We start from the raw sequence: 25,973 nt of genomic DNA on the forward strand, positions 1-25,973 counted from the left end.
TTCTGGAAGACCAGAGTCGTCTGGAAGACTCGTGGAATGGGAACAAGCGTACCGACGGCCCCCGACGGCGTCGCGAACCTCGCCGACGTCTTCCCGAGTTGCCTCGTCGCGCTCGGTGCTGCGGACGATGCGTGGTTGCGTGGCAACGGCCTGGAGGCCCGGATCACCCTCCGCCCCGCCCGCTCGGCGATCGTCGTGCTGGTCGACGGCCTCGGGTCCGCCGCGCTGTCCGCGCGCGCCGGGCACGCCCGCTGGCTGACCGGCGCGAAGGGCACCGGCACCGCGAAGAAGCTGCGGAGCGGGTTCCCGACCACGACCGCGGCCGCACTGAGCACGCTCACGACGGGCCGTTCGCCCGGCACCCACGGGGTGATCGGGTACAGCGGCTGGAACCCGGACACCGGTGCCGTGATGAACCTGCTCGGAGGCTGGGACACCGAGGTGCCCGCCGACTGGTTCCTGACGCAGACGCTGTTCACCCGGGCGGCTGAGCTCGGACTCGACCCGGTCGTCGTCGGGCCGGACCGGTACCGATCGTCCGGGATGACCGCGAACGTGCTCGGCGGTGCGCGGTACGTGTCGGCGGACTCGATCGCCCAGCGGGTCGACGCCGCCCTGGCCGAGACGGACTCCGGCCGGTCGCTCGTCTACCTGTACGTGCCGGAGCTCGACTCGATCGGCCACAAGTCCGGCTGGCAGTCCGACCGGTGGACGGCCGCGCTCGAGTTGCTCGACGGGGAACTCGCCCGCCTCGATGCCCGCAGCGCCGACGACGTGGGGGTCCTGGTGACGGCGGACCACGGTGTGCTCGACGTGCCGGACCACGCGAACATCGCGATCGACCCGCTGCTGCTCACCGACGTCGTCGGTGTCGCAGGAGACCCGCGCTGCCGACAGCTCACGGTCGCACCGGGCACCGACGTCCGCGCCCTCGTCGGCGCGTTCCGGGCGCGCTACGGCAAGAAGGCGTCCGTCGCCAGCCGTGCCGAGGCGATCGAGGCCGGGTGGTTCGGGCAGGTGTCCGACGAGGTGGTGCCGCGGATCGGTGACGTGCTCGTCGTGGCGCGTGGCTCGTGGGCGTTCAACGACGACCGAGCCCTGCGCGAGGACGAGACACCGAAGCGCATGATCGGCCAGCACGGCGCGATGACCGACGAGGAGACGATCGTCCCGCTCCGGCTCGCCGGTGCCTTCGCCCACTAGGGACGTCAGCGCGGCCGCGCGGTGGTCCGGATCAGGCGGGGTCGTCGTCCGGGCGGGTGCCGAAGACGATCTCGTCCCAGCTCGGCATCGAGCGGCGGCTGCGCTTCTTGCGTTCGCCACGGCTCTCGGGCTCCGGCGCCGAGGCCGGACGGCCGTCGGTCGACTGCGGTGCGGTGTCGTTCGCGCCGCCGTCCTCGAAGCCCTGCAGCGGGATGTCGACGACGCTGATCGAGGTCCCGCGGGCGGGCTCGTCACGCTGTTCGCCGAAGGACGCGGCCTCACGCTCACCACGGCGACGGCGCAGCGCCTCGAGCAGGTCGGCGGTCTCGTTGCCGGGAGCACGTTCTTCCACGGTGGCCTGGCCGATGCGGGGCAGCGGCGCACGGAGCGGTGCGTGCTGGGACGGTTCGGGCTCGGCGGCCGGCTGCTCCGGCTCGTCGACGCGGAAGGCTCCGGAGTCGAAGCGGGTGCCGTCGTCGTCCTGCTGCTCGAACTCGACCGCACGCAGGCGCGGGGCGATGCCCTCGTCGTCGGTGTGCGACAGCCGGTGGGCGTCACCGTTGTCGGGCGCGAGGGTCGAGGTCTTCGGGTCGAAACGCCACTGGGCGTCGTGCTCGACCTCGCCCGCGGTGTAGCGGACGCGGACCTGCCAGCCGCCCTCCGGGTGCTTCCAGGAGCCCCAGGTGATCGCGGTGGCCTCGCCGGCCTCGAGCTTCGCGGTGATCGCGGGGCCGAAGGTGTCGGGGGCCTCGTCGTCGACCGGGGTGACCGGGACGCGGTGCGAGGCGTCGAGGATGAAGGCCCGCTCCGCCAGGACCGGACCCTCGAAGCGACGGACGTACTCGACGTCGACGTCGAGCGCGGCTGCCACGTCGGCGGCGTCGGCGCCACCGCGGATCCGTGCCTGGACGTCCTTGGGGGAGACCCGCTTCTGCGGACCGGCGTCGGGGTTCGCCTGGCGCACCTGACCCGCCAGCGACGACGAGACGGGCAACCGGAACTCGGTGCCGCCGTCGGTCGCCAGGAGGAGTGCGCCGGACTCGACTCCGATGACTCTCACGTCTTGCATGGTTCCGCCTTCCCAGCGTCGCGTACGGTCCTGCTGTCGTACCCCGTGAGTATGCAGGGAGGACGGACGGTTTCCGGGGAGGCGCACGGGCGTGCCGCGCACATCCGCAGGCCGATCCGAGAGCGCGCCGGAGCCCGGCAACGGGTGTCGGGAATGTCCGGTTCGGGTCACCGGTTGCACAGCCAGCACGACCCGCCGCAGCACTCGGTTTGCGCATCGGCGGGGCGTGGTGCAAACTGTCGCCGCCGATCACCCGGCGACGACCTCTCGATACGAGAATGGATGGGCATGGCCACCGATTACGACGCCCCCCGGAAGACCGACGACAACTCTGACTCAGAGTCGATCGAGGCCCTCAAGGAGCGCGTTCCCGACAAGATGTCGGGGGTCGTCGACGATGATTCCGACAACCCCGGCAGCTTCGAACTCGCCGGGCAGGACCTCAGCGACGTCGACCTCGACGTCGTGGTGCTGCCCCCGCAGGTCGATGAGTTCACCTGCGTCGAGTGCTTCCTCGTGAAGCACCGTTCCCAGCTCGACCACGAGTCGAAGCTCGGACCGGTCTGCGCGGAGTGCGCGTCGCTCTAGCGAGCACAGCCGCGTCGTCCTCGACGCAACGATCAGCGAAGGCCCCGCATCCCGATGGGATGCGGGGCCTTCGTCGTGGGCTGCGAGGCGGGGCCGAGCCGCGCCTCCAGGGCCGTTGCCCGTGGTCCGTCAGGACCGCAGCGCCTCGACGACCTTGCCCGGGTGGCGGACGCTGACCAGCCAGTAGGGCGTCGGGTCGGCGTCGTCGCGCACCTCGACCTTGACGACCCCCCGCACGTAGCCGCGGAAGAGGGTCCAGGCGCGGGCGTCGAGTGCCGGGCCGCGCTGCTCGGTGGCCGCCGTGCCCTCGAACGCCTCGGTCGTGCCCACGAGCGTCCGGGGGAGGTGTGCCCTGCCCGCGCGGAACTCGGTGTCGGTGACCTCGATGGTGGGTGCGAGTACCCACAGGAGAACGAGGACCCCGAGCTCCATCCCGATCGCCACGAGGACGCCGGCCAGGACGCTGATGGGGAGGAAGACGAGCAGGGTGGCGGGGATCACGAGCGCCGTCGCCAGGTACAGGGCGGGCGGGGCCCAGAGTCGTTCGCGGTACAGGGTCACGGGTCCATTCGATCACGAGCGGACGAGGTCACGGAACGGTCACGGCTGCACTACCCTCGTCACGTGACCGAACCAGTCGACGTCCTCTGGACCGGGGAGCACGCTCCCGGCCACGCCCACCCCGGCGACGCGGGTGCCGATCTCGTCTCCACCGAGGCCTTCGTGCTGCAGCCGGGCGAGCGACACCTGGCCGCCACCGGACTGCGGATCGCGCTGCCCGAGGGGTACGCCGCGTTCGTGGTCCCGCGCAGCGGCCTGGCGGCGAAGCACGGCATCACGATCGTGAACAGCCCCGGCACCGTCGACTCCGGCTACCGCGGCGAGATCAAGGTCGCGCTGCTCAACACGGACCAGACGGAACCGTACGAGGTCCACGTGGGCGACCGCATCGCCCAGTTGATCGTGATGCCGGTGCCGCAGGTGACCTACACCCGGGTCGACGAGCTGCCGGACAGCGTCCGCGGACAGGGCGGGTTCGGCTCGTCGGGCTACGGTGACCGGAGCGGCGCCGTGCACGGTGCCGCCGCAGACGCTCAGGAAGGGACGCGCGCATGAAGTTCGGCCGACGCAAGCAGGACGAGGTCGAGGTGGCGGACGCCGTCGCCGACGACATCGAGGTCGCGGACACGTCCCCCGAGGTCGACATCGCGACCGATGCAGACGCGGACCACGACGAGGTCGACGCGGTCGCCCCGACGGACAAGTCCGCTCCGGACGACCGGGCCGAGAACGGCCCCCACGACGAGACCGAGGCGAACCTGGTCCGCCCCTACGTCGACCTGGGCGGGGTGAAGGTGCTCCCGCGTGAGGGCCTGCACCTGCGCCTCGAGGTCGAGGAGGGCTCGCAGCGCGTCGTCGCGGTCGGGCTCGACTACGACGACTCCACGCTGCAGGTCCAGCCGTTCGCCGCGCCCCGGTCCACCGGCCTGTGGCACGAGATCCGCGCCCAGATCGCCGAGCAGATCGAGCGCCAGGGCGGTGTCGTGACCGAGGTCGACGGCCCGTTCGGCCCCGAGCTCCGGGCGTCCGTGCCGGTCGCCGTTGACGGTGACGGCGGCACCGCAGGGTCCCGCCCGGCCCGCTTCGTCGGCGTCGACGGCCCGCGCTGGTTCCTGCGCGGCGTGATCGCCGGCAAGGCCGCCGAGCAGCCCGACGACGCGAGCGAGATCGAGGAGCTGTTCCGCAGCGTCGTCGTCGTGCGCGGCACGACGCCGATGCCGCCGCGCGACCTCATCCCGCTGCACATGCCCAAGTCGACGCAGACCGCGATCTGACGGCCTGACGAGCAACCCCGCCTGGAGGCACGGTGCCGGACCACGACGACACCCCACGACCCGAGACGGCTGGCCCCGACCCCGCTGCACCGGCGGGTGAGTCGTCGGTGGCGCCGTCGTTCTCCGCGCAGTTCCGTGACGCGGTGCAGAACGCCGGCATCGCCCGCGTCGCGCCCGGCGAGGCACCGTCCGGTCGGGCCCTGCTGGGCGCGGTCGGCGGGGTTCGTGGGCTCGCCGAGTCGGTGCTGCCCGGGTTCGCGTTCCTGGTCGTCTACGCGATCACGAAGGAGCTCGTGCCCAGCGTCGTGATCCCCGTGGTCGTCGGCCTGGTGTTCGTGGTGCTCCGGCTGGTGCAGCGGCAGTCGGTGACGATGTCGTTCGCGGGCATCCTCGGCGTCGCGGTCTCGGCCGGCCTCGCGCTCATCACCGGCCGCGCGGAGAGCAACTTCATCCCCGGCATCATCATCAACGCGGTCTGGCTCGTCGGGCTGCTGATCACGCTGGCGATCCGCTGGCCGCTCATCGGGCTCGTCGTCGGCTTCCTGCTGCCCGCGAACGAGGACGGCTCGCACGTCGACTGGCGTGCCGACCCGGTCAAGCGGCGGGTCCTGACGGTCGCCACCTGGATCTGGGTCGGCCTGTTCGCCGTCCGGCTCGCGGTGGAGGTCCCGCTCTACCTGACGGCGCAGGTCGAACTGCTCGCCGGGCTGAAGCTCATCCTCGGCGTGCCGCTGTACGCGGCGGTGCTCTGGGTGACGTGGTTGCTGGTCCGCACCGTGTTCGTCCGACGCGACGACGTCGCCGCGGTGTAGAGTTCTCTCGACATCAAGATAGTTCTCGCCGGGCGCGCACGCGTCCGCGGGATTAGGTTTGCCTTGCTGGTGGGACGGTCCACGGCCCGCGAGGATGAGGGCAAACCGATCAGTAGGGAGGCGGCACGGTGGCTGCAGTCAATAGCTTCGGCTCGAAGGACACACTGTCGGTTGGGGGTGTCGACTACGCGATCCACCGGATCGACTCGGTTCCCGGGCACGAGAAGTTGCCCTACAGCCTGAAGGTGCTGCTCGAGAACCTCCTCCGCACCGAGGACGGCAAGAACGTCACCGAGGGGCAGATCCGGGCGCTCGGCTCCTGGCGTCCCGACGCCGAACCCGACACCGAGATCCAGTTCTCGCCGGCGCGCGTCGTCATGCAGGACTTCACGGGTGTGCCGTGCATCGTCGACCTCGCCACCATGCGCGAGGCCATGGCGGACATCGGCGGCGACCCGAACAAGATCAACCCGCTGTCGCCGGCCGAGATGGTCATCGACCACTCCGTCATCGCCGACCTGTTCGGCAGCACGGACGCCCTGCAGCGCAACACCGACCTGGAGTACGAGCGGAACGGTGAGCGCTACCAGTTCCTCCGCTGGGGCCAGACCGCGTTCGAGGACTTCAAGGTCGTCCCACCCGGCACCGGCATCGTGCACCAGGTGAACATCGAGTACCTGGCGAAGGTCACCTACACGCGTGACTTCGACGGTGAGACCTACGCGTACCCGGACACCCTGGTCGGCACCGACTCGCACACCACGATGGTGAACGGCCTCGGTGTGCTCGGCTGGGGCGTCGGCGGCATCGAGGCCGAGGCCGCGATGCTCGGCCAGCCCGTGTCGATGCTCATCCCGAAGGTCGTCGGCTTCAAGCTCTCCGGCGAGATCCCCGCCGGCGTGACCGCGACCGACGTGGTGCTCACCATCACGCAGGAGCTCCGCAAGCACGGCGTCGTCGGCAAGTTCGTCGAGTTCTACGGCGAGGGCGTCAGCGCCGTCCCGCTCGCCAACCGCGCCACCATCGGCAACATGTCGCCCGAGTTCGGTTCCACCGCGGCGATCTTCCCGGTCGACGACGTCACGCTCGACTACCTGCGCCTGACCGGTCGCGACGAGGCGCAGATCGCCCTGGTCGAGGCGTACTCCAAGGCCCAGGGCCTGTGGCACGACGCCTCGGTCGAGCCCAACTACTCCGAGTACATGGAGCTCGACCTGTCCACGGTCGTGCCCTCCATCTCGGGCCCGAAGCGTCCGCAGGACCGCATCGAGCTGTCGAAGGCCAAGGACCAGTTCGAGGTCGACCTCGCCAACTACGCGAGCATCGACCACAGCGAAGAGGACAAGGCCGTCGCCGACACGTTCCCGGCGTCCGACCCGGTGGCCGCGGCCCCCGGTGACGAGCACGCCGTGGACGACCTGCAGGACGCCCCCGGGTCCGAGGTCCCCGTGCACGCTTCGAGCGCGCCCGGCACCGTCTCGAAGCCGACCTCGGTCGCCATCGCCGACGGCGACCCGTTCACGATCGACCACGGTGCCGTGGCGATCGCCGCGATCACGTCGTGCACGAACACGTCGAACCCGTCGGTCATGATGGCCGCCGGCATCCTCGCCCGGAACGCCGCGCAGAAGGGCCTCACCGCGAAGCCCTGGGTGAAGACCACCCTCGCGCCGGGGTCGAAGGTCGTCACCGACTACTACGAGAAGGCCGGTCTCACCACCTACCTCGAGCAGCTCGGCTTCTACACGGTCGGCTACGGCTGCACGACCTGCATCGGCAACTCCGGCCCCCTGCCCGAGGAGATCTCGCAGGCCGTGCAGGACAACGACCTCGCCGTCACCGCGGTGCTCTCGGGCAACCGCAACTTCGAGGGCCGCATCAACCCCGACGTGAAGATGAACTACCTGGCGTCCCCGCCGCTGGTCATCGCGTACGCCCTCGCCGGGTCGATGCACTTCGACTTCGACAAGGACGCCCTGGGTACCGACCAGGACGGCAACGACGTCTACCTGACCGACATCTGGCCCGACGCGGCCGAGGTGCAGCAGGTCATCGACACCTCGATCGACACCGAGATGTTCACCCACGAGTACGGCTCCGTGTTCGAGGGTGACGACCGCTGGAAGAACCTGCCGACCCCGACGGGCGACACCTTCGAGTGGGACCAGGAGTCGACCTACGTCCGGAAGCCCCCGTACTTCGAGGGCATGACGATGCAGCCCGACGCGGTGTCGGACATCTCCGGTGCGCGGGTGCTCGCGAAGCTCGGCGACTCGGTCACGACCGACCACATCTCGCCGGCCGGTTCGATCAAGGCCGACAGCCCCGCCGGTCAGTACCTCGCCGAGCACGGCGTCGACCGCAAGGACTTCAACTCCTACGGCTCGCGTCGCGGCAACCACGAGGTCATGATCCGCGGCACGTTCGCGAACATCCGTCTGCGCAACCAGCTGCTGGACGGCGTCGAGGGCGGGTACACCCGTGACTTCACGACGCCGGACGGCGAGCAGTCGTTCATCTACGACGCCTCGGAGCACTACCAGGCGCAGGGCATCCCGCTCGTCATCTTCGGTGGCAAGGAGTACGGCTCCGGCTCGTCCCGTGACTGGGCGGCGAAGGGCACGAACCTGCTCGGTGTCCGTGCGGTCATCACCGAGAGCTTCGAGCGGATCCACCGCTCGAACCTCATCGGCATGGGCGTCGTCCCGCTGCAGTTCCCGGCGGGCGAGACGGTCGAGTCCCTCGGCCTCGACGGCACCGAGGTCGTGTCGATCTCCGGGCTGACCGAGCTGAACGAGGGCCGCACCCCGAAGACCGTGCACGTCACCGCGACGCCGAGCGAGCACTCGCCCGCCGGCAAGCAGCCGGTGGAGTTCGACGCGGTCGTCCGCATCGACACCCCCGGTGAGGCCGACTACTACCGCAACGGCGGCATCCTGCAGTACGTGCTCCGCTCGCTCGTCTGACGCGACCCAGATACTGCCTGGAGGCGCGGTGCCAGCTGGCACCGCGCCTCCAGTCTGTTCTGTCCCTACGCGCATAGAGTGGGCCGACAGCCCCACGAAAGGAGCGCTCGTGAGCCTGCTCAGCAGCATCACGTCGCCGCGCGACCTGAAGCGTCTCTCCGACGCGCAGATGACCGACCTCGCCGCCGAGATCCGACGCTTCCTGGTCGCCGAGGTCGCGAAGACCGGTGGGCACCTCGGGCCGAACCTGGGTGTCGTCGAGCTGACGCTCGCGATGCACCGCGTGTTCGACTCGCCGAACGACCCCTTCGTCTTCGACACCGGGCACCAGTCGTACGTGCACAAGCTCGTCACCGGGCGGCAGGACTTCTCCAAGCTGCGCGAACGCGGTGGCATCGCCGGCTACCCGCAGCGCAGCGAGTCCGAGCACGACATCGTCGAGTCCTCGCACGCGTCGTCGTCGTTGTCGTGGGCCGACGGCATCTCCCGCGCGTTCGGGCAGACCGGCCAGACCGACCGCACCGTCGTCGCGGTGGTGGGGGACGGCGCCCTCACCGGTGGGATGACGTGGGAGGCGCTCAACAACATCTCTGACGACAACGACCGGCGCCTGGTCATCGTCGTCAACGACAACGGCCGCTCGTACGCCCCGACCATCGGTGGCATGGCGCGGTTCCTGAGCTCCGTGCGCACCCGCCGCGAGTACCGGGCCCTGTACGAGAGCACGCAGGCCGTGGCGGCGCGGTTCGGTGCTCCGGGTCGTGCGGTGTACCGCGGCATGCGCGGGGGCCTGCACGGCTTCCTGTCGCGACTGACGAACAACGAGGCGCTGTACTCGAACCTCGACATCAAGTACATCGGCCCGGTGAACGGGCACGACCAGCAGGCGATGGAGGCTGCGCTCCGGCAGGCCAAGGAGTACGGCGCTCCCGTGATCGTGCACGTCATCACGGAGAAGGGCCACGGCTTCGAGCCCGCCCTGCGCGACCAGGCCGACCAGTTCCACGCCGTCGGCCACATCGACCCGGAGACGGGCGAGTCGCTCGACGCCGCGTCGGGCCCCTCGTGGACCTCGGTGTTCGCGTCCTCCCTGGCCGAGGCCGGCGCCTCGGACCCTCGGATCGTCGCGATCACGGCGGCGATGCTCCGGCCGACCGGGCTGCACCTGTTCCAGGAGCAGCACCCCGACCGCGTGTACGACGTCGGCATCGCCGAGCAGCACGCCGTGACGACCGCCGCGGGCCTGGCGTACGGGGGACTCCACCCGGTCGTGGCGCTCTACGCGACGTTCCTGAACCGGGCGTTCGACCAGGTGCTGATGGACGTCGCCCTGCACAGGGCCGGCGTGACGTTCGTGCTCGACCGTGCCGGCATCACCGGTCCGGACGGCCCGTCTCACCACGGCATGTGGGACCTCGCACTGCTGCAGGTCGTGCCGGGGATCCGGATCGCCGCACCACGCGACGCCGCGACACTGCGTGAGGAGTTCCGCGAGGCGATCGCCGTCGACGATGCCCCCACCGTGCTGCGGTGGTCGAAGGGGCAGGTCGGGCCGGACATCCCCGCGGTCCGTCGTCTCCCCGACGGTGTGGACGTGCTGCACGCCGCCGCGGACGACGTCGAGGACGTCCTCTTCGTCGCCGTCGGGTCCATGGTGCCGGTGGCACTCGAGGCCGCGGCGCTGCTCGAGGCGCAGGGCATCGGCGTCACCGTCGTGGACCCGCGATGGGTGGTCCCGATCCCGGGTTCGCTCATCGAACTGTCGCGCTCACACCGGCTCGTCATCACGATCGAGGACGGTGTGCGCGTCGGCGGCGTCGGGACCCGGCTGCGGCAGGACCTGCGCGCCGCCGGGGTCGACACCGGGGTGAACGAGCTCGGGCTGCCCGACGCGTTCATCGACCACGCGACGCGCTCCCAGATCCTCGCCGACGCGGGGCTGACGGCGCAGGCCATCGCCCGCGACGTCATCGACCAGGTCGTCGGGACGAAGCTGCCGCAGGCGAAGCCCGCGCGCTCCCGCGAGTCCGCCGCGTCCGACCGCTGACCGCTCGGCCCGGGTCCGGGTCCGGTCCGGGTCCGGTCCGGGTCCGGTCCGGGTCCGGTCCGGGTCCGGTCAGCAAAACACCGGTGTTCGCGCTCCACTCCGCGGTTTGCGGGTGTTCGGTGCGCGAACACCGGTGTTTTGCGTACTGGGCCTAGCGGGAAGCGGGGCCGACGATCCGGGGCTCGTGGAACGTGCCGCCGAAGACACGCTCGGAGGCACCGGAGCGGTCCAGGTACGGGCTGATCCCACCGGCCTGGAACGGGTAGCCGGCGCCGAGGATGAGCCCCAGGTCGATCTCCTCGACGTGCTCGACGACCTTGTCCTCGAGCATGCGGTGCAGCTCGTCGGCCAGGGCGTCCTCGAACCGGCGCTGCATCTCGGCGGCGTCGACGGGCTTCGCGTCCTTCTTGGACGGTGCGACGAGCTTCACGGCGGCGGGGTCGTACCCGGTCGCGTTGCCCTTCTTGTCGCGGGTCAGGATCGTCCCGTGCTCAGCGATCTTCTTCAGGCCGTCGCCGGGGTAGAAGCGCTCCGGCCAGGCGGCGTGGTGCGAGTCGAGCACGTGCGCACCGACCGGCAGCCCGACGAGCTCGAGCAGCTCGAACGGCGACATCGGCAGGCCGAGCGGTGCGGCACCCTGGGCGACGGTGTCGAACGAGGTGCCTTCCTCGACGCCGCGCATCGCCTCGCCGAGCACCCGGGCGAGCACCCGGTTGACGACGAAGCCGGGCTGGTCCGCGGTGATGACCGCGGTCTTCTTCAGGGTCTTCGCGACGGCGAGGGCGGTGACGAGGGCCTCGTCCGAGGTCTTCGCCGCGCGCACCACCTCGAGCAGCGGCATGACCGCGACCGGGTTGAAGAAGTGGAAGCCGACGAGCCGCTCCGGGTTCGTCAGGACCGACGCCATCTCGTCGACGGAGAGCGATGACGTGTTCGTGGCGAGGATGGCGTCCGGGGCGATGACCCGCTCGATCTTCCGGAAGACCTCTTGTTTGACGGTCATCTCCTCGAAGACGGCCTCGATCACCCAGTCGGCGTCGGCGAAGTCGTCGTACGACACCGACCCGCTGACGAGTGCGGTGATGCGGTTGGCGTCGTCGGGGGAGATCCGGCCCTTGTCGAGCAGCTTCGTGACCTCGCCGCGGATCCGCTCGACACCGGCGTCCACACGGGACTGGTCGACGTCGGTGATGACCACGGGGACCCCGAGACGGCGGGCGAAGAGCAGTGCGAACTGGGAGGCCATCAGCCCGGCGCCGAGGACACCGACCTTGGTGATCTTCTTCGGTTCGACACCTTCCGGCGCGCCGACGGGCTTCTTCGCGCGCTTCTGCACGAGGTCGAAGGCGTACATCGACGCGGCGAACTGGTCGCCGGACAGCAGGTCGGCGAGGGCGTCGTCTTCGTCGGCGAACCGTTCGTCGAGCGAGCCCGACTTGGCTGTGGCCACCAGGTCGAGTGCTCGGAACGGCGACTTCGGCACGGTGCCGATCTTCGACGCCACCTGGCCACGCGCGACCTTGACGACGGTGCCCCATGCCGCCTTCTCGAGCATGCCCGGCTCGTTCTTCCGCACCACCTTGGTCGCGCCGGTGATGACACGATCGGCCCAGGCAACGGACGAGGGCAGGAACGTGACGGACGGCACCAGGACGTCGCCGATGCCGATCTCGACCGCGGCCGGACCGTCCATCAGGCGGTTGTTCTTGAGCGGGTTCTCGACGATGACGCGGAGCGCGCGCTCCGGGCCGATCAGGCGGGGGAGCAGTGTCGCGCCACCCCAGCCGGGGATGATGCCGAGGAACACCTCGGGCAGGCCGATGCCCTGCGCGGCGGACGAGAAGGCCCGGTACGTGCAGTGCAGGGCGATCTCGAGCCCGCCCCCGAGCGCCAGGGTGTTCACGAACGCGAACGACGGCACTCCGAGGTCGGCGAACTTGCGGAGCGTGGCGTGCCCGAGGGCGGCGAGGTCGTGCGCGGCCTCGCGCGACGGGACCGCTGCGGCCTGGGACAGGTCGGCCCCCGCCGCGAAGCAGTACTCCTTGCCGGTGATCGCGACGCCCTGGATCGTGCCGGCGGCGGCCTCGGTCCGCAGGGTGTCGAGCACCCCGGACAGTTCACGGAGCGTGCGGGGTCCGAGGGTGTTCGGCCGCTTGTAGTCCTTGCCGTTGTCGAGCGTGATGAGTGCCAGCGTGCCGCCCGAGGGCATGGTCACGTGCTTCACGAACGAGTGGGTGACGACCTCGTCCTCGCTGAGTTCGGCCAGTCGGTCGTTGTCGACGATGGTCATGGTCACGCCCCCTTCCGAGCGGAACGCTCGGCCGACTTGCTGTGGTTCGGGTTCTCCCAGATGACGGTGCCGCCCTGGCCGAGCCCGATGCACATCGTGGTGATGCCGTACTTGACGTCCGGTCGCTCGGCGAACTGCGCCGCGAGCTGGTTCATGAGTCGGACACCGCTCGACGCGAGCGGGTGGCCGACGGCGATGGCGCCGCCCCACGCGTTCACGTTCGGGGAGTCCTGGGCGATGCCGTAGTTGTCGAGGAAGGCGAGCACCTGGACGGCGAACGCCTCGTTGATCTCGAACAGGCCGATGTCGTCGATCGACAGCCCGGCCTTCGACAGTGCCTTGTCGGTGGCGGGGACCGGGCCGACGCCCATGACCTCGGGCTCGACGCCGGCGAAGGCGAACGACACCATGCGCATCTTCGTCGACAGGCCGTGCTGCTTCGCACCGTCCTCGGACGCGAGCAGGCTCATGGTCGCGCCGTCGTTGAGTCCGGCTGCGTTGCCGGCGGTGACCCGTCCGTGGGGCCGGAACGGCGTCTTCAAGGCGGCCAGCGCCTCCAGGGTGGTACCCGGCCGGGGCGGCTCGTCGGTGCTGATGACGTCCCAGCCGTCGCCCTTGTTGACCTCGACCGGGATGACGTCGGGGTGCAGCTTGCCGTTCGCCCAGGCGGCGGCGTAGCGCTGCTGGGACTGCACGGCGTAGGCGTCCGTGCGGTCCTTCGTGATCGCGGGGAAGCGGTCGTGCAGGCGCTCGGCGGTGGCGCCCATGACGAGGGCGTCGCTCGACACCATGCGCTCCGCGACGAAACGCGGGTTGGGGTCGGCGTTGAAGCCCATCGGGTGGCGGCCCATGTGCTCGACCCCACCGGCGATCGCGACGTCGGCGGCACCGAAGGCGATGGCACCCGCGAGCGTCGTGACACTCGTCATGGCGCCAGCGCACATGCGGTCGATCGCGTAGCCGGGCACCGACTTCGGCAGGCCTGCGAGCATGCCGACCGTGCGCCCGAGCGTCAGGCCCTGGTCACCCTGCTGCGTGGTCGCGGCGACGGCGACGTCGTCCACCGCTGCGGTGTCGAGGGAGTCGTTCCGGTCGAGCAGTCCGCGCATCGCGTGCACCGCGAGGTCGTCGGACCGCGTCTTCCAGAACACCCCCTTCTCGCCGGCTCGTCCGAACGGTGTGCGAACGCCGTCCACGAACACGACGTCTGATGCCTTTGGCAATCCGGGCCTCCCAGATCCTCTTCGATCGGGCCGGAACGCAGGTCGCTCCGGCCTGGCCGGGCCTCGCCCGGCGACCCTGCCGACGCTATGCCCCCACCCTGGGCGGCCGCATGCCGGTTGGGCAGTTCCTACGACTCGTCGTCGTCCGTCGCGGCGGGCCGCTGTGCAGCAACGACAAAGGCAGACGCGATGATCGACGAGAGTTCCTCGACCTGCCACGGGCGCGCGTCGTGCTCGGCGAGGGCGGCTCCGACCAGTTCGGTCGACACCGGCGACGGCGGTGCCCACGACACGAGCCGGAGCGTCTCCGGCGTGAGCAGGTTCTCGAGCGGGATGTCGAGCTCCTCGGCACGCTTCGTCACCGCGGCGCGCGCGGCCTTGTACCGGCGGTCGGCCGCGGGGTTGCGGTCGGCCCAGGCGCGCGGCGGCGGGAGCGTCGCCTCGCCGGCACCACGCAGGCGGGGGAGGTCCTCGGTGGTGCGGCCCTCGTCGACGGCGGCCCACCAGCGGTCGAGCTCGGAACGGCTGGCGCGGCCCGTGAAGGCCTTCAGCGCCCCCAGCTCGGCGCGCGACTCGGGTGCGGCGGCCGCAGCGGCGACGATCGCGGCGTCGGGGATGGTGCGGCCCGGGGCGATGTCCGCCTGTCGGGCGTACTCGTCACGGGCGAGCCACAGCGACCGGGCGATCGCCAGGGCGCGGGCACCACGGAGCGCGTGCATGCCCGACAACCGACGCCACGGCTCGGCGCGGGCCGGCTTCGGTGCACGGTGCAGCACCGCGTCGAACTCCTCGGCCGCGATGCGGGACTTGCCGGCCTCGTCGAGCTTCTCGGCGAGGGCGTCGCGCAGATCGGGCAACAGCTCGACGTCGAGCGATGCGTAGACGAGCCACGACTGGGGCAGGGGACGGGTGGACCAGTCGGCGGCCGAGTGCGCCTTCGCCAGGGTGATGCCGAGCAACTGCTCGACGACGGCACCGAGGCCGACACGGGGGAACCCGGCGATGCGGGCGCCGAGTTCCGTGTCGAAGATGCGGGTCGGGACGAGGCCGACCTCCTGCAGGCACGGCAGGTCCTGCGAGGCGGCATGGAACAGCCACTCCTCGTCGACGATGGCGTCCTGCAGGGCGGAGAAGTCGCCGATCGGGATCGGGTCGAACAGGAACGCACCGGCACCACGGCGGAACACCTGGATCAGGTACGCGCGCTGCGAGTAGCGGTAGCCGCTGGCGCGTTCGGCGTCGACCGCGACGGGGCCGTGCCCGGCGGCGATGGCGGCGACCGCGTCGAGGTACTCGTCGTGCGTGTCGATGACCTTGACGGCGTCGTGCGACGCCTCGAAGGCGGGGCCGGCAGCGGCGGCCGGAGCAGTCGAACCGGCAGCGGCAGCCGGAGCAGCCGAGCCGGCAGCGGGGCTGGCGGCGTCCTGGGGAGCGGGATCGGTCACTTGGCGAGCCTCCTCGGGGCCAGCAGGGTCACGCCGTCCGATGCGGGAGGCAGACCGGCGAGCATGGCGACGATGTCCTGCCAGGCCCGGACGTGTGCGGTGAGGTCGTCGCCGCGTGGTGTCCACGACGCGCGGAGTTCCAGCTGGGCGCCGTCGCCCTGTGCGGCGAGGTCGCCGTACCCGCGCGAGATGATCTTGGTGGCCGTGCCCGAGGCGTGGTCGTACGTCGCACCGTGCGACTCGAGCGCGTCGACGAGCCAGCTCCACGTCACGTCCGCGACGAACTCGTCGACGCCGATCTCCGGTTCGAGCGGCGCCTGGGCGAACGAGACGACGCGGAACGCGCCACCCCAGCCCTCGGGTTCTTCCGGGTCGTACAGGGCGATGAAGCGCCCGGTGCCCAGGTCCGACTCGACCCCGTGCGCGGTGCCGGACACGTCCGCCGCCAGGGCGATCGAGAACGGTGCGATCCGGGTCGGCGAGGGGATCTCGGTGACGGTGGTCTCGGCACGGCCGCTGCCGCCGGACACGAACGCGCGGAGCCGCGCGAAGGCGTCGGGCTCTCGGGTTTCGGACACACATGCAGACTAGGCTCCGGGCCATGTCCCGATCCGCGCGACCCGCCGAGGACGTCGTCCAGGAGACCGCTCGATCGGCCGGGTTCATCGCACTCGGCGCCGGTCTGGCAGCAGCAGCGGTGGGGACGGCCGTCATCGGTGGCTTCGTCGCCGCCGTCGCCCGCGCCGTCGTCACGCCTGACCGCAAGCGCAACGAGCGCGTGCCGATCCACGCCGTCGACCCGGTCCGGAAGACCGTCACGATCGAGCGCACCGCGGACACGGAACTGCAGGGCCGCTACTCGCTCTGGTTCGGCGGCGGCACCGGACACATGCGCGTCGGCGAAGTGCTCGGCACGACCGACACCACCGTCACACGCCGCATCATCGCCATCGACGCCGGCGACCCGACCGCCGCCCGTCGCGGTCGCTGGGGCGGCTGGTTCTACCTGACACCCGGCGAACTCGACGTGCCCGTCGAGGACGTCGACATCCCCACCCCGAACGGCCCTGCCCCGGCATGGGTCGTCCGCGCCGACGATCCGGACGCCCCGTGGGCCGTGCTGGTGCACGGCCGTGGTGTCACCCGCGCCGAGACCATCCGCGCCGTCCCGGTCTTCCGCGCTGCCGGCTACTCGGTCGTCCTCGCCTCGTGGCGGAACGACGGCGTCGCCCCGCCCAGTGTCGACGGTCGCTACGGCCTCGGCAGCACCGAGTGGGAGGACGTCGACTCCGTGCTCCGCTGGCTCACCGCGCAGGACGCCCAGAGCGTCGTGCTGATGGGCTGGTCGATGGGTGGCGCCGTCGTGTTGCAGACCCTGCTCCGCTCGCGGTTCGCCGGGCTGGTCGACGGGGTCGTGCTCGAGTCACCCGTGGTCGACTGGCACGCCGTCCTGAAGTCGCAGAGCCAGCTCCTGCGCCTGCCGCGGCCGGTCCGCAAGGTCGCACAGCGCCTGCTCCGCACGCCCGTGCTCTACCGGTTGGCCGGGCTGCAGCGGCCAGTGGACCTGCGCGAGCTCGACATGGTCACCCGTGCCGACGAACTCACGGTGCCGATCCTGCTGCTGCACAGCGACGACGACGGCTTCGTGCCGTCCTCGGCCTCGCACGACCTGGCGCGCGCGCGGCCCGACCTGGTCCGGCTCGAGATCCAGACCACGGCCCGGCACACGAAGCTCTGGAACCACGACGCCGACTGGTTCGACGCCCGGATCCTCGCGTGGCTCACCGAGGTGGTCCAGCGGCGCGGCGCGGCCAGCGCGCGGTAGACACGACCGGACGACGGACGGGAGGCGCGGTGCCAGCTGGTACCGCGCCTCCCGTCCGTCGTTGCGCCCGTTCGGTCGCTTGGTGACCAGGAATGGTCGGGTCACCGTCCGACACCCGACCATTCCGGCTCACGAAGCGGGTGGTCCGGCGATCGCTCCGTTCGAGGCGCTTCCTGCTGCCTCGTCGGGCGGTTCGCGAGTCTGCCGGAGCTTGCCGACCAGATCGATCACTTCGTCGAGGAGCGCGGGCGAGCGCTCATCTCGTGGGCGTTCGCGTCTGCCTCGGTCTTGTAGATCTCGCCCCATGCGATGCTCGGAGGCATGGCATGGACAGGCAGATCGACGTCAGGGAGACAGATCTGGACGAAGTGCGGGAAAGCGGGGAACGTCCAGAGGTCTTCGTCTTCGAAGCGACTCCAGAGCAACAGCTCCCCGACGCCCAGCGGGTGGCCGAGCTCCTGACCGTTCAGCGGCGGATCGCAGCTGACCATCAGCGCATGGTGACCGTTCGGGAGCTCGATCGGTCGTTCCACTTCGCACCGGAAGACGGACGAGAACCGCTTGCTGTCCATGGACGAGAGAAAGAAGACTTCTTGCATGTCAGTTCTCCGGATCGATGCCGTTGCCGTTGGGGAGGGAGTCGCGCAACGTTGCTTCGAGCAGGAACTGCCCCGAGTTCACGCTGTGACCGGGCTCAGTCTTCCCTGACGGTAGCCCTGCGACGTCGCGGTGGTTGGCAACAGAACCAGGGTGGGAAGGTGTCCATGAGGCACCGGTCGCCTGAGCATCTCCGCCGGAGACACGGCAGATCTTCTGAGCTTCGAAGGCCGTCGGGAGCTCGTCGCCGAGCTTGTTCACCGCTGTCGGCAGGTGGACCTGGTTGAGCAGGGGACGTGATGGCGTACAGCGTCGTGAGGACCCAGACGAGCCCGGGTGAATCGAGCTCTGAGGAGAACTGGACCAGATCGGGCAGCACGATGTGATCAGCGGGGATCGTGTACGTGACCATCTCGAGGTCGTTCGGCAATGTCGTGGTCATCCGGTCTCCTCTGTCGTCTCGACCTGTGGCGAGAAGCCACCCACGCTCATGGCAGCGAGGACGTCGGTCCTGCCTGGCGTGAACGCGATGATCGCGACCGCGGTGTCAGCCTGCACGGTGCACAACCCCGGCTGCTCGTCGCCGAGCGGCACGAGCGCACTGGCGAACTCGTCGAGCCCGCGGACGTCGGAGCCACTCTTGGCCGCCATTGTGTACTTCGTCAGGAAGGTCCGTGCCGTCGAAAGGGCGCCCTGTTCGAAGACGCGGACCCGTTGTTCGGCCGGACACTGCGATGCCACCGTGAGCGCCAGTTCCGCCCCCGGGGCGTCTGATGCGCGCAGGCGCGTGCGCAGTTCCTGGACGGTGATGTGGACGAGTCCGACGGAGCGGTCGATCGTCGTGGCTGCCACGAGCGTTCGGTCCGTCGCGCGCAACACGACCGTCACGAGTTCATCGCCGTGCTCGATCTGACAGATCAGGACGAGCTCGTCCCCGAGAGCTTCGAGTGGGTCGATGAACGGTACGAGGTTCGGCTCCTGCTTCGAGTAGGACCGCCGGATGACCGCTGCGAACGAGCGTGCGGACACGTCGGAGACGAGCACTTGCGCGTCCGATCCCACTGCGGCGAGGACCTCGACGACACGATCCGGCAGGTCCACAGTCGTTCCGTTGGTGACCGCTCGGAGATGGTGGATCGAGATGGCCGGGGGCACGTCCGTCACCGTCTGATCTCCGCGGACGACGGGCTGTGTCGGTACCGGACCTCGCCGTCGGGCAGAACGTCGATGTCCACTCGTGCGCGCCCCGGTTCGCTGTAGTGCCAGGACGGACCTCGGCGGTTCGACCAGCCCTCGAGCAACTCACCCGAGGCGAACCGGATGGCGATCCGCGCGCCCGTGACTGCACCGTCCGAGACGACCTTGTTGTGCAGGGCAAGGAGGTCGAGCAGGGACGGTTTGTCGCCGGGATCGAGGAACGCGTGTTCCCCGTCAGAGCCTGTCAGCGCGAAGTCGGTCTCGAACCGGAGCGAAGCACCGCTCGAGAAGCGGATCGTCACGTCTGGTCCGATGCTGATGAGGTCGACGGTGTCGCCGGCGATGTCCAGCGCGAAGGGCTGGCGCGGAACGCCGCTCATCCTCGATCTCCTTCCGTGCCGGTGCCCGTGCTCGTGCTCCCGGTCGGCGGCTCGGTGCGGGCCGGGCGACTCTTCGGCCCGGAGACCTGCCAGGACTCGAACTCGGCATCGGGACCGGCGACGAGGGTGTCCCCGCCGTCGAAGATCAGCGTCAGTACGCCGTTCTCGGTCGAACTCCGAACGAGCTCGGCACCGAACAGCCGCAGAACCGGGAGCAGTGAGTCCTTGCGGTCGGGATCGACGACCGCGGTGCTTCCGGACCGGTCGGTGACGGTGCACTCGGATTCGAGCTGGACGCGGTAGCCGTTGCCGAACCCCAGCTCAAGCCGGAAGTCGACGCCTATGAGGTCGAGCGTGCCCGCGCGCTCGAGGGTCATCGCGCCCCCGGTGGAGTCTGCCGTGTCACGGGTCACGATCGTTCACTCGTCCGAAATCTGCGCGGAGCCGACGACAGAGGGCCGGCGGAGTTCACCCCGCGTCGCATCTGTGAACCCCGGAAGTTCAAGACTGTCGACGTTCCTCTTCCTCATCCAGATCATGATCTCCCTGGTTGATTCAGGATCGTCGTTCACGGACTGCTAGTCGCCGAACAATTCGGACGACGTAGGAGTTGGACGATATCGAACTTCGTCGTAGGCCGGGAGCCACGGTTCCAGACCGAAGTGAGCACGAACCGCCTTCTCGAGGACGATCGGGGAATCGATCGTGAGCCGCGGGACCTGGGTAGCCTCCTGTCCCGTTGCCCGGCGCATTCTCGTTCCGTCGAAGTTCGTCACCCGGACTCCGTCGTAGTCGTCTGATCCGAAGCTGTAGGCGGGCAGGAAACGTGCCTGATCCGGAGCGCGGTGGCCCACTATCTGCCACATCCCCGGTCGGAATCGGGCGTCGAACGTCATCCGGGCCAGGAGTGGCGGAGTTGCGGCCACCTCGCTGAGGTCGAGGCTCTGAACTGCATCTTCAGGAACGACCAGATCGAAGACGACGACGTAGAACGAACTCTTGTACTTGCCGATCACTTGTCCGAGGGCAGCCCTGCCGTCGCCGAGGGGCACTGTGAAGATGTCGCCGATCGAGACCCTGTAGACCTGCTGTTTCGTACTCAATACGGGCTTCCTCCTGCCGCGTCGTAACGCTTTTCGCTCATCTGGTGGCGCTTGTTGGACAGGCCGCCATCCGGGTTGCCCTTGTTCGTGGGTCCGCCTTCGTTGCGAATGTGGAACTCTTCTCGACGGTCCAGGTCGACTCCTGGGTGCCCCCTGTCGATCCTCTCAAATCTGAACGCCGCATCCGGGTGTTCTCGTGCGTGAGCGGCCTGGCGCAGGAGGAAGTGGTCTTCACTCTTGGTCTGTCCGATGTAGGGCTTCAGGCCGTCGGTGATGTCCGTGCGCCGGTAGATGATGCCCGGTGGTACCGGCGTCTCTTCGCCGAGCTTCGCCACGGACGTCGGCAGATGCACCTTCGACATCGTGCCGCCGGTGGCCGCCGACGTCGCCGCACCCTCGGCAGCGTTCCGGAGCAGGCCGCCGGGGGTCACGGGCTGGCCACTCACCGCGTAGTTCGCGACGTTCTCCGCCGCACCTTCTGCTGCGTTCTTGACCAGCTGCTTGCCGATCAGGGCACCGGCACCACCCCCGACGGCGCCGAAGGCCCCGCTGACGGCGACCTGGCCCCAGTTCACCTCGCCGGTCGTGGCCTTCTGGATGATTGTGTCGGCACCGGCGCTGATGAGCATCATGCCGACCGGACCGCCGACGCCGGTGGCGACGAGCACACCGCCGGCGACGACCATCGCGCCACCGGCGACGTACTCCCAGTTGTCCGCGAACCAGTCACCGGTCGCGGCTGCGGCACGTGCGAGCGGCCCCTGTTCGGCTGCCGCGTAGGCCTCGAGCTCGGCGTCGGTGACCGGCGCGAGTCCGAGCGGGTCGATGGCGTGCAGCGGATCATTGCCGGCGAACGAGTACGGGTTGCCGGCCCAGGCTGCTCCCGCGGGCGCGGTGACCGGGTCGACGGACAGGAAGCCGCGCGACGACGGGTCGTAGGCGCGGGCGCCCATCCACTCCAGGCCGGCGACCTGCAGCGAACCGTCGGCGCCGAGTGCGATGCCGCCGGGCAGGCCGGAGCCGCCGAGGTCGACGAGCGTCTGCCACGGGTCGGCGTCGTCGGCTGCTCTCGTGGTGCGCCGACCGCTGGCGATCCAGCGGTCGTCCACCGCGATCAGGCCGCCGGGAGCGCGGAGCACCGGCTCGTCACCGACGGCCAGGAGCGTCGGTGCGAACGCGGCGGTGTCCCAGTCGATCGGGACGCCGTCGACATGCGCGAGTTCGCCGAGGGCGTCGACGTGCAGGTCGGTCGTGGTGCTGCCAGCCGCGGTGGTCTCCGCCACCCCGGTGAGGTGACTCTGCGGGGTCCAGCCGTACGTGGTCGTCACGCCGTCGGCTCGGAGCGCCTGCACCCGACGACCAGCGCCGTCGTAGGCGTACTCCACCTCGGGCGACCCGTCCACGGCGTCGACGCCGATCAGCTGACCGGCGGCGTCGTGCCGGAACCGTCGGGCCACGGAGTCCGTCCGTTCCTCGACCAGACGACCAGCAACGTCGTAGACCCAGTCGGTGCGACGGGCTTCCTGGACGGACGCCACCAGCTGCGCGGCATCGTCGTGCTCGTAGGTGGTGCTCCCACCGGGTCCGTCGACCCGGGTGATGCGCCCGTCGGCGTCGCGTTCGATCGTGCTGGCGTGCGTGCCGTCCGCGTCGATGCGCGTGTGCCGGACCACCTGTCCGTTCGCGTACTCCCAGGTCTGCAGCTGATCGCCGGCGCGGGCCTGCAGGAGCCGCCCCGCCGCGTCGTGCTCGTACCGGACCTCGCCGAAGGCCGAGTGGTCGACCCGGACGACCCGTCCGGTGGCGTCGTGCTCGTACCGGGTCGTGGACCCGTCAGGGGACTGCACCGAGGTGCGGAGTCCGTCGGCATCGTGGGTCCACCGGGTCTCGCGCGCGCCGGTCGCACGACGGACGAGCTGGCCCAGTCGGCTGAACTCGAGGACGTGGGTGGCGGGGGAGTCGGGACGGGTCTCGTCGGTGATCGTCACCGTGCGAGCACGCGCATCGCGGTCGATGCGGCCGACCAACCGGTCACCGGCGTACTGCACGGATTCACGACCGGCCGCGTCGTACTCCCACCGCAGGACGCTGCCGTCCGGGTCCGTCTGGGTGAGCTGGCGCCCGGCCGCGTCGTAGGTCGCCGTCGTCGTGCGACCGAGCTGATCGGTGGACGAGGCCACCTTGTCGAGCTGCGTGTACGTGCGGACGGTCACCCCACCCAGCGGATCGACGGTGCGGACGAGGCGCCCACGCTGGTCGTACTCGTACCGGGTGGTGCCGCCGAGCCCGTTCACCGCGGCGACGAGTTGCCCGGCGGCGTCGTAGCGGAAGGTCCGCTGGCCGAAACGGGTGTCCCGCGCCGACACGACCCGACCCACGCGGTCGTACCGGTACCGGGCGGTGCCGACCCCGGGCACGTCGGCGTGGACGACCCGACCCTGGCGGTCGTACTCGGTCCGGGCGACCTCGCCGGTCGGCAGGGTGCGCGCGACGACCCGTGAATCGGCGTCGTAGGTCAGCGTGGTGCGTGCGCCGGCGGGGTCGATCGCGCTGACCGGGCGGCCGCACGCGTCGTACTCGTACCGGGTGGTGCGGCCCGCCGGAGTGGTCACACCGACGACTCGTCCGGCCAGGTCACGCTCGATCCGGGTGAGTCCACCGTCCGCGTCGACGAGTTCGACCGGTCGGCCGCAGGCGTCGTACGTCGTGAGTTCGGCGGAGGCGTCTGTGTGCTCGAGCCGGGTCGGGCGCCCGAACTCGTCGGTCGTGACGGACACGGCGTCGAAGGCGTCCCGGACCGTGGAGACGCCGTCAGCGCGCGAGCGCCCCACCTCGGTGCGGACACCGGTGGGGTCGACCGTCGCGCCGAGGGCTCCGACCACGTCGTGCTCGCGTGTCCAGGTGCCACCGGCCGGGTCGACCACGGCTTCGAGTCGGGAGAGCGCGTCGTGCACGAACGCCCACTCGGCACCGTCGGGCAGGGTCATCGACGAGACGTTGCCGAAGGCGTCGAAGTCCTTCGTCACGACGCGACCGAGGGGATCCGTGGTGGACACGATCTCGCCGTGCTGGCCGTAGGCGACCTCGGTGCGGGCACCGGTCGGATCGATCGTCGCCGTGACCCGACCGCCGTCGCCGTGCTCGAACCGCCACAGCCCGCCGTCCGGGTCCTCACGCGCGGTGAGCAGGCCGGCGGCGTCGTAGCGGTACCGGGTCCGGTTGCCGAGCGGTGTGACGGCCTCGATGATCCGGCCTCCGGGGTCGCGGACCAACTGCGCGGTGTCGCCGACGGCGTTCTCGACCCCGGTGAGCTCACCGGACGCATCGTGGTGAAAGGAGACGACGACGCCCATCGGATCGGTCGTCCCCACGAGCAGGCCGTCCCGCCACTCGAGCAGCGTGCGACCGCCGACAGGGTCGATGACGACGGAGGGGTTCCGGTCGTCGCCCGCGTACTCGTACTCGACGACCCCGCCGTTCGCGGTGACCACCGTGGTCATGCGGTCCTGCTCGTCGTACCCGAAGGTCAGGTCGGCGCCCTCCGGTGTCACGGTCCGGACGCGCCGTCCCCGCTCGTCGTACCCGTGGACGGTCACCTGCCCGTCGCGCTCGGTCACCGAGACGAGGTTGCCGTGCGGGTCGTACGACATCGACTGACGCCGCCCGTCGGTGTCGATGATCCCGACGACCCGGCCCTTGCGGTCGGCGATCCACGTGTTGGTGTGGTCGCCGTCGACGTCGGAGACCGAGGTGACGCGGCCCGGCAGGTACGCGAACCGCACGCGCCGTCCGAACGGCGTGCGCTGCTCGACGACACGGCCACGGGCGTCGTAGGTGTTCTCGCACTCGACCACACCCGTGGCAGCGGTCACGCGGTCGATCAGCCCGTCGTCGTTCCAGCGGTACCGACGGCTGCCGACGGCGTCCGTCGCACGGACGAGTCGGCGAGCATCGTCGTAGTGGTACTCCACGCGGCGTCCGTCGGAGGCGCTCGTCGACGCCACGCGGTCGCCCGCGTACTCGACGTCGATGAACCGTCCGAACACGTGCGACAGGCGGGTGATGCGGTCCTGCTCGTCACGCCGAACGGTCACGGTGGTGCCGGCTCCACGGCCGCTGAGCAACCACAGTCCGGACGGCGTGAACGCCCAGTGACCGCCGGCGTTGTCCTGGACGACGAGGGCGTCCCCCTCGGCCCGGAGCCACAGGTCCTCGCCGACCGCGCGGTCCCAGCCGTCGCCCTGCCGCAGGAAGTCGACCTGCCGGCCGTCGTCGAGCACGACCGACGCGGCGTCGTCGGTGATCTCCAGCCGGGTGTCGAGGATCGAGGACCACCCGAGCCCGAACACCCCGGCACGGCCGTCGAGCGAGTTGTACATCCGGGTGAGCCGGAGCGACGCGGCCTGCCCCGCGAAGGACAGGTCGGTCTCGGGCTCGAGGAAGTTGCCCGTGGCGGTGTTCACGGGATCGTCGGCGAACCCGTTGGTCGGGGGCGTCCCCATCGCCGAGAACGGTCCGATGGTGAAGTCGTCACGTCCGGCGTCGATCCCCGCCGCGGACAGGGCGGCCGCGATCGCCGCGTCCGACAGCGTCGCGGGCCCGGCACCACCACCGGCGGCTTCGAACTGCGCGGCGACGGTGCCCGCCCAGTCGGCGTCATGCCCGTTCGCGGTGAGCCAGTCGTTCACCGCGGTCAGCAGCGACTGGGCGTTCAGGGTGCCCCAGCAGGGGTTGCACTCGGCCTCGTAGTCGCTCAGGGCGTTGCGGAACGTGGAGACGGCGCTCGACAGGTCCGAGTCGAGCGTCCGGGTGTTCGCCTCGAAGGAGCGGAGGTCTTCGGGGACGGCCGACGACGTCCCACCGCTGGTCCCACCACCCGCGGGGATCTCGCGGCCCTTGACGCTGACCTCCTCCGCCTGCAGTCGCGGCTCCGGCTCGGGCTCCGGCGGCTTCGGGTCGTCGCCCCCGCCGAACCACGTCGAGACCTCGTGCCCGGCAGCGACGAGGAGGTTCTCCTCGCGTTCACGCTTGCGGGCGTCCCACGCCTTCGCCTGCTTCCGCCGGTCGTCCTCGTCCTTCGCGGCGTCGCGGAGCTCCTGCACGAACCCCGACAGGCTCTGCAACGACTCGACGAGCTTCGTCGCGCTGCGCGCACCGATGTCGGCGTTGTCCGCGAAGACCTCGGAGAAGTACCCCCGGAACTCTGCACTCGCGGTCGTCACCGACGACGACCGCGACCCGGACTGGCCGCCGATCGACGACGCGAGCGCCGTCGAAGCCGATTTGAGCGTGTCCGCCGCGCTGTACGAGTAGCCGGTCGGATCGTTCCCGTGGATCTTCGCCATCGTCAATTCCCCCCAGATGCTGACGGGCTCATCCTGTCACGCCCCGCG

General features: G+C 70.3%; 21 protein-coding genes. 8 read left to right on the forward strand and 13 right to left on the reverse strand.

Annotated elements, in window-relative coordinates; all coding sequences use genetic code 11:
* The first annotated feature begins 36 nt into the window (after window positions 1-36).
* Window positions 37-1,203, forward strand: a complete 1,167-nt coding sequence (locus tag MXD64_RS08345) for an alkaline phosphatase family protein (protein ID WP_052481613.1) — start codon at window positions 37-39, stop codon at window positions 1,201-1,203.
* A gap of 31 nt (window positions 1,204-1,234) precedes the next feature.
* On the opposite strand, the gene sepH is transcribed toward MXD64_RS08345, so the two are convergent.
* A complete protein-coding gene (gene sepH, locus MXD64_RS08350) occupies window positions 1,235-2,263 on the reverse strand; it encodes a septation protein SepH (RefSeq protein WP_263137403.1) in 1,029 nt (342 codons plus the stop codon).
* 297 nt (window positions 2,264-2,560) lie between these two features.
* Between sepH and MXD64_RS08355 the strand changes: the two genes are divergently transcribed.
* A complete protein-coding gene (locus MXD64_RS08355; RefSeq protein ID WP_017886098.1) occupies window positions 2,561-2,860 on the forward strand; it encodes a DUF4193 domain-containing protein in 300 nt (99 codons plus the stop codon).
* Window positions 2,861-2,989: 129 nt separating this feature from the next.
* Here the strand turns inward: MXD64_RS08355 and MXD64_RS08360 are convergent, their stop codons facing one another.
* Window positions 2,990-3,421 carry a DUF3093 domain-containing protein gene (locus MXD64_RS08360; RefSeq protein ID WP_042537043.1) on the reverse strand — a complete coding sequence of 144 codons (432 nt, stop codon included), beginning with the start codon at window positions 3,419-3,421 and terminating at the stop codon, window positions 2,990-2,992.
* Window positions 3,422-3,484: 63 nt separating this feature from the next.
* Between MXD64_RS08360 and dut the strand changes: the two genes are divergently transcribed.
* From dut to dxs, 5 genes are all read left to right on the forward strand, one after another.
* Complete coding sequence (gene dut, locus MXD64_RS08365) at window positions 3,485-3,976, forward strand: dUTP diphosphatase (RefSeq protein ID WP_017886100.1); 492 nt, start codon at window positions 3,485-3,487, stop codon at window positions 3,974-3,976.
* Window positions 3,973-4,695 carry a DUF3710 domain-containing protein gene (locus tag MXD64_RS08370; RefSeq protein ID WP_017886101.1) on the forward strand — a complete coding sequence of 241 codons (723 nt, stop codon included), beginning with the start codon at window positions 3,973-3,975 and terminating at the stop codon, window positions 4,693-4,695. The genes dut and MXD64_RS08370 overlap by 4 nt, the downstream gene beginning before the upstream one ends.
* 32 nt (window positions 4,696-4,727) lie before the next feature.
* Entirely contained in the window at window positions 4,728-5,507 is a 780-nt protein-coding gene (locus tag MXD64_RS08375; protein ID WP_259552472.1) for a DUF3159 domain-containing protein, read from the forward strand.
* A gap of 128 nt (window positions 5,508-5,635) precedes the next feature.
* A complete protein-coding gene (locus MXD64_RS08380) occupies window positions 5,636-8,473 on the forward strand; it encodes an aconitate hydratase (RefSeq protein WP_214532372.1) in 2,838 nt (945 codons plus the stop codon).
* Between the two features lie 109 nt (window positions 8,474-8,582).
* Complete coding sequence (dxs, locus tag MXD64_RS08385; protein WP_159556378.1) at window positions 8,583-10,520, forward strand: 1-deoxy-D-xylulose-5-phosphate synthase; 1,938 nt, start codon at window positions 8,583-8,585, stop codon at window positions 10,518-10,520.
* A 151-nt stretch (window positions 10,521-10,671) separates the two neighbouring features.
* Here the strand turns inward: dxs and MXD64_RS08390 are convergent, their stop codons facing one another.
* From MXD64_RS08390 to MXD64_RS08405, 4 genes are all read right to left on the reverse strand, one after another.
* On the reverse strand, window positions 10,672-12,810 hold the full coding sequence (locus MXD64_RS08390; RefSeq protein WP_259552474.1) for a 3-hydroxyacyl-CoA dehydrogenase NAD-binding domain-containing protein: 2,139 nt from the start codon (window positions 12,808-12,810) through the stop codon (window positions 10,672-10,674).
* Between the two features lie 2 nt (window positions 12,811-12,812).
* Entirely contained in the window at window positions 12,813-14,033 is a 1,221-nt protein-coding gene (locus tag MXD64_RS08395) for a thiolase family protein (RefSeq protein WP_259552475.1), read from the reverse strand.
* A gap of 128 nt (window positions 14,034-14,161) precedes the next feature.
* Window positions 14,162-15,478, reverse strand: coding sequence for an HRDC domain-containing protein (locus MXD64_RS08400; protein WP_371830567.1), 1,317 nt, complete (start codon window positions 15,476-15,478; stop codon window positions 14,162-14,164).
* Complete coding sequence (locus MXD64_RS08405; RefSeq protein WP_017886108.1) at window positions 15,475-16,056, reverse strand: DUF3000 domain-containing protein; 582 nt, start codon at window positions 16,054-16,056, stop codon at window positions 15,475-15,477. The genes MXD64_RS08400 and MXD64_RS08405 overlap by 4 nt, the downstream gene beginning before the upstream one ends.
* A gap of 23 nt (window positions 16,057-16,079) precedes the next feature.
* Between MXD64_RS08405 and MXD64_RS08410 the strand changes: the two genes are divergently transcribed.
* Window positions 16,080-17,303: an alpha/beta fold hydrolase gene (locus MXD64_RS08410; protein ID WP_017886109.1), complete on the forward strand. Its 1,224-nt coding sequence runs from the start codon at window positions 16,080-16,082 to the stop codon at window positions 17,301-17,303.
* A gap of 227 nt (window positions 17,304-17,530) precedes the next feature.
* Here the strand turns inward: MXD64_RS08410 and MXD64_RS08415 are convergent, their stop codons facing one another.
* From MXD64_RS08415 to MXD64_RS08445, 7 genes are all read right to left on the reverse strand, one after another.
* The gene (locus MXD64_RS08415; RefSeq protein ID WP_259552476.1) at window positions 17,531-17,902 is read right to left on the reverse strand and encodes a hypothetical protein; all 372 of its coding nucleotides are present in this window, start codon (window positions 17,900-17,902) and stop codon (window positions 17,531-17,533) included.
* Window positions 17,903-18,338: 436 nt separating this feature from the next.
* Window positions 18,339-19,055 carry a hypothetical protein gene (locus MXD64_RS08420; RefSeq protein WP_263137404.1) on the reverse strand — a complete coding sequence of 239 codons (717 nt, stop codon included), beginning with the start codon at window positions 19,053-19,055 and terminating at the stop codon, window positions 18,339-18,341.
* A gap of 5 nt (window positions 19,056-19,060) precedes the next feature.
* Window positions 19,061-19,477 carry a DUF6188 family protein gene (locus MXD64_RS08425; protein WP_017886112.1) on the reverse strand — a complete coding sequence of 139 codons (417 nt, stop codon included), beginning with the start codon at window positions 19,475-19,477 and terminating at the stop codon, window positions 19,061-19,063.
* Window positions 19,474-19,890, reverse strand: coding sequence for a DUF6188 family protein (locus MXD64_RS08430; RefSeq protein ID WP_259495874.1), 417 nt, complete (start codon window positions 19,888-19,890; stop codon window positions 19,474-19,476). Before MXD64_RS08430 ends, MXD64_RS08425 begins: the two co-directional genes overlap by 4 nt.
* A gap of 6 nt (window positions 19,891-19,896) precedes the next feature.
* The gene (locus MXD64_RS08435) at window positions 19,897-20,049 is read right to left on the reverse strand and encodes a hypothetical protein (RefSeq protein ID WP_263137405.1); all 153 of its coding nucleotides are present in this window, start codon (window positions 20,047-20,049) and stop codon (window positions 19,897-19,899) included.
* Between the two features lie 6 nt (window positions 20,050-20,055).
* Window positions 20,056-20,580: an Imm26 family immunity protein gene (locus MXD64_RS08440; protein ID WP_017886115.1), complete on the reverse strand. Its 525-nt coding sequence runs from the start codon at window positions 20,578-20,580 to the stop codon at window positions 20,056-20,058.
* The gene (locus MXD64_RS08445) at window positions 20,577-25,925 is read right to left on the reverse strand and encodes a DUF6531 domain-containing protein (protein ID WP_263137406.1); all 5,349 of its coding nucleotides are present in this window, start codon (window positions 25,923-25,925) and stop codon (window positions 20,577-20,579) included. Before MXD64_RS08445 ends, MXD64_RS08440 begins: the two co-directional genes overlap by 4 nt.
* Between the last annotated feature and the right edge of the window lie 48 nt (window positions 25,926-25,973).

Origin of the sequence: Curtobacterium sp. Arg-1 (assembly GCF_025643395.1) — a bacterium.
Classification (GTDB): domain Bacteria; phylum Actinomycetota; class Actinomycetes; order Actinomycetales; family Microbacteriaceae; genus Curtobacterium; species Curtobacterium poinsettiae.

What these genes read in the sequence shown, in the direction of transcription:
- MXD64_RS08345 (WP_052481613.1), top strand. Translation starts at nt 37, where the DNA reads ATGGGAACAAGCGTACCGACGGCCCCCGACGGCGTCGCGAACCTCGCC.
- MXD64_RS08355 (WP_017886098.1), top strand. Translation starts at nt 2,561, where the DNA reads ATGGCCACCGATTACGACGCCCCCCGGAAGACCGACGACAACTCTGAC.
- MXD64_RS08370 (WP_017886101.1), top strand. Translation starts at nt 3,973, where the DNA reads ATGAAGTTCGGCCGACGCAAGCAGGACGAGGTCGAGGTGGCGGACGCC.
- MXD64_RS08390 (WP_259552474.1), bottom strand. Translation starts at nt 12,810, where the DNA reads ATGACCATCGTCGACAACGACCGACTGGCCGAACTCAGCGAGGACGAG.
- MXD64_RS08410 (WP_017886109.1), top strand. Translation starts at nt 16,080, where the DNA reads ATGTCCCGATCCGCGCGACCCGCCGAGGACGTCGTCCAGGAGACCGCT.
- MXD64_RS08415 (WP_259552476.1), bottom strand. Translation starts at nt 17,902, where the DNA reads ATGCAAGAAGTCTTCTTTCTCTCGTCCATGGACAGCAAGCGGTTCTCG.
- MXD64_RS08425 (WP_017886112.1), bottom strand. Translation starts at nt 19,477, where the DNA reads ATGAGCGGCGTTCCGCGCCAGCCCTTCGCGCTGGACATCGCCGGCGAC.
- MXD64_RS08445 (WP_263137406.1), bottom strand. Translation starts at nt 25,925, where the DNA reads ATGGCGAAGATCCACGGGAACGATCCGACCGGCTACTCGTACAGCGCG.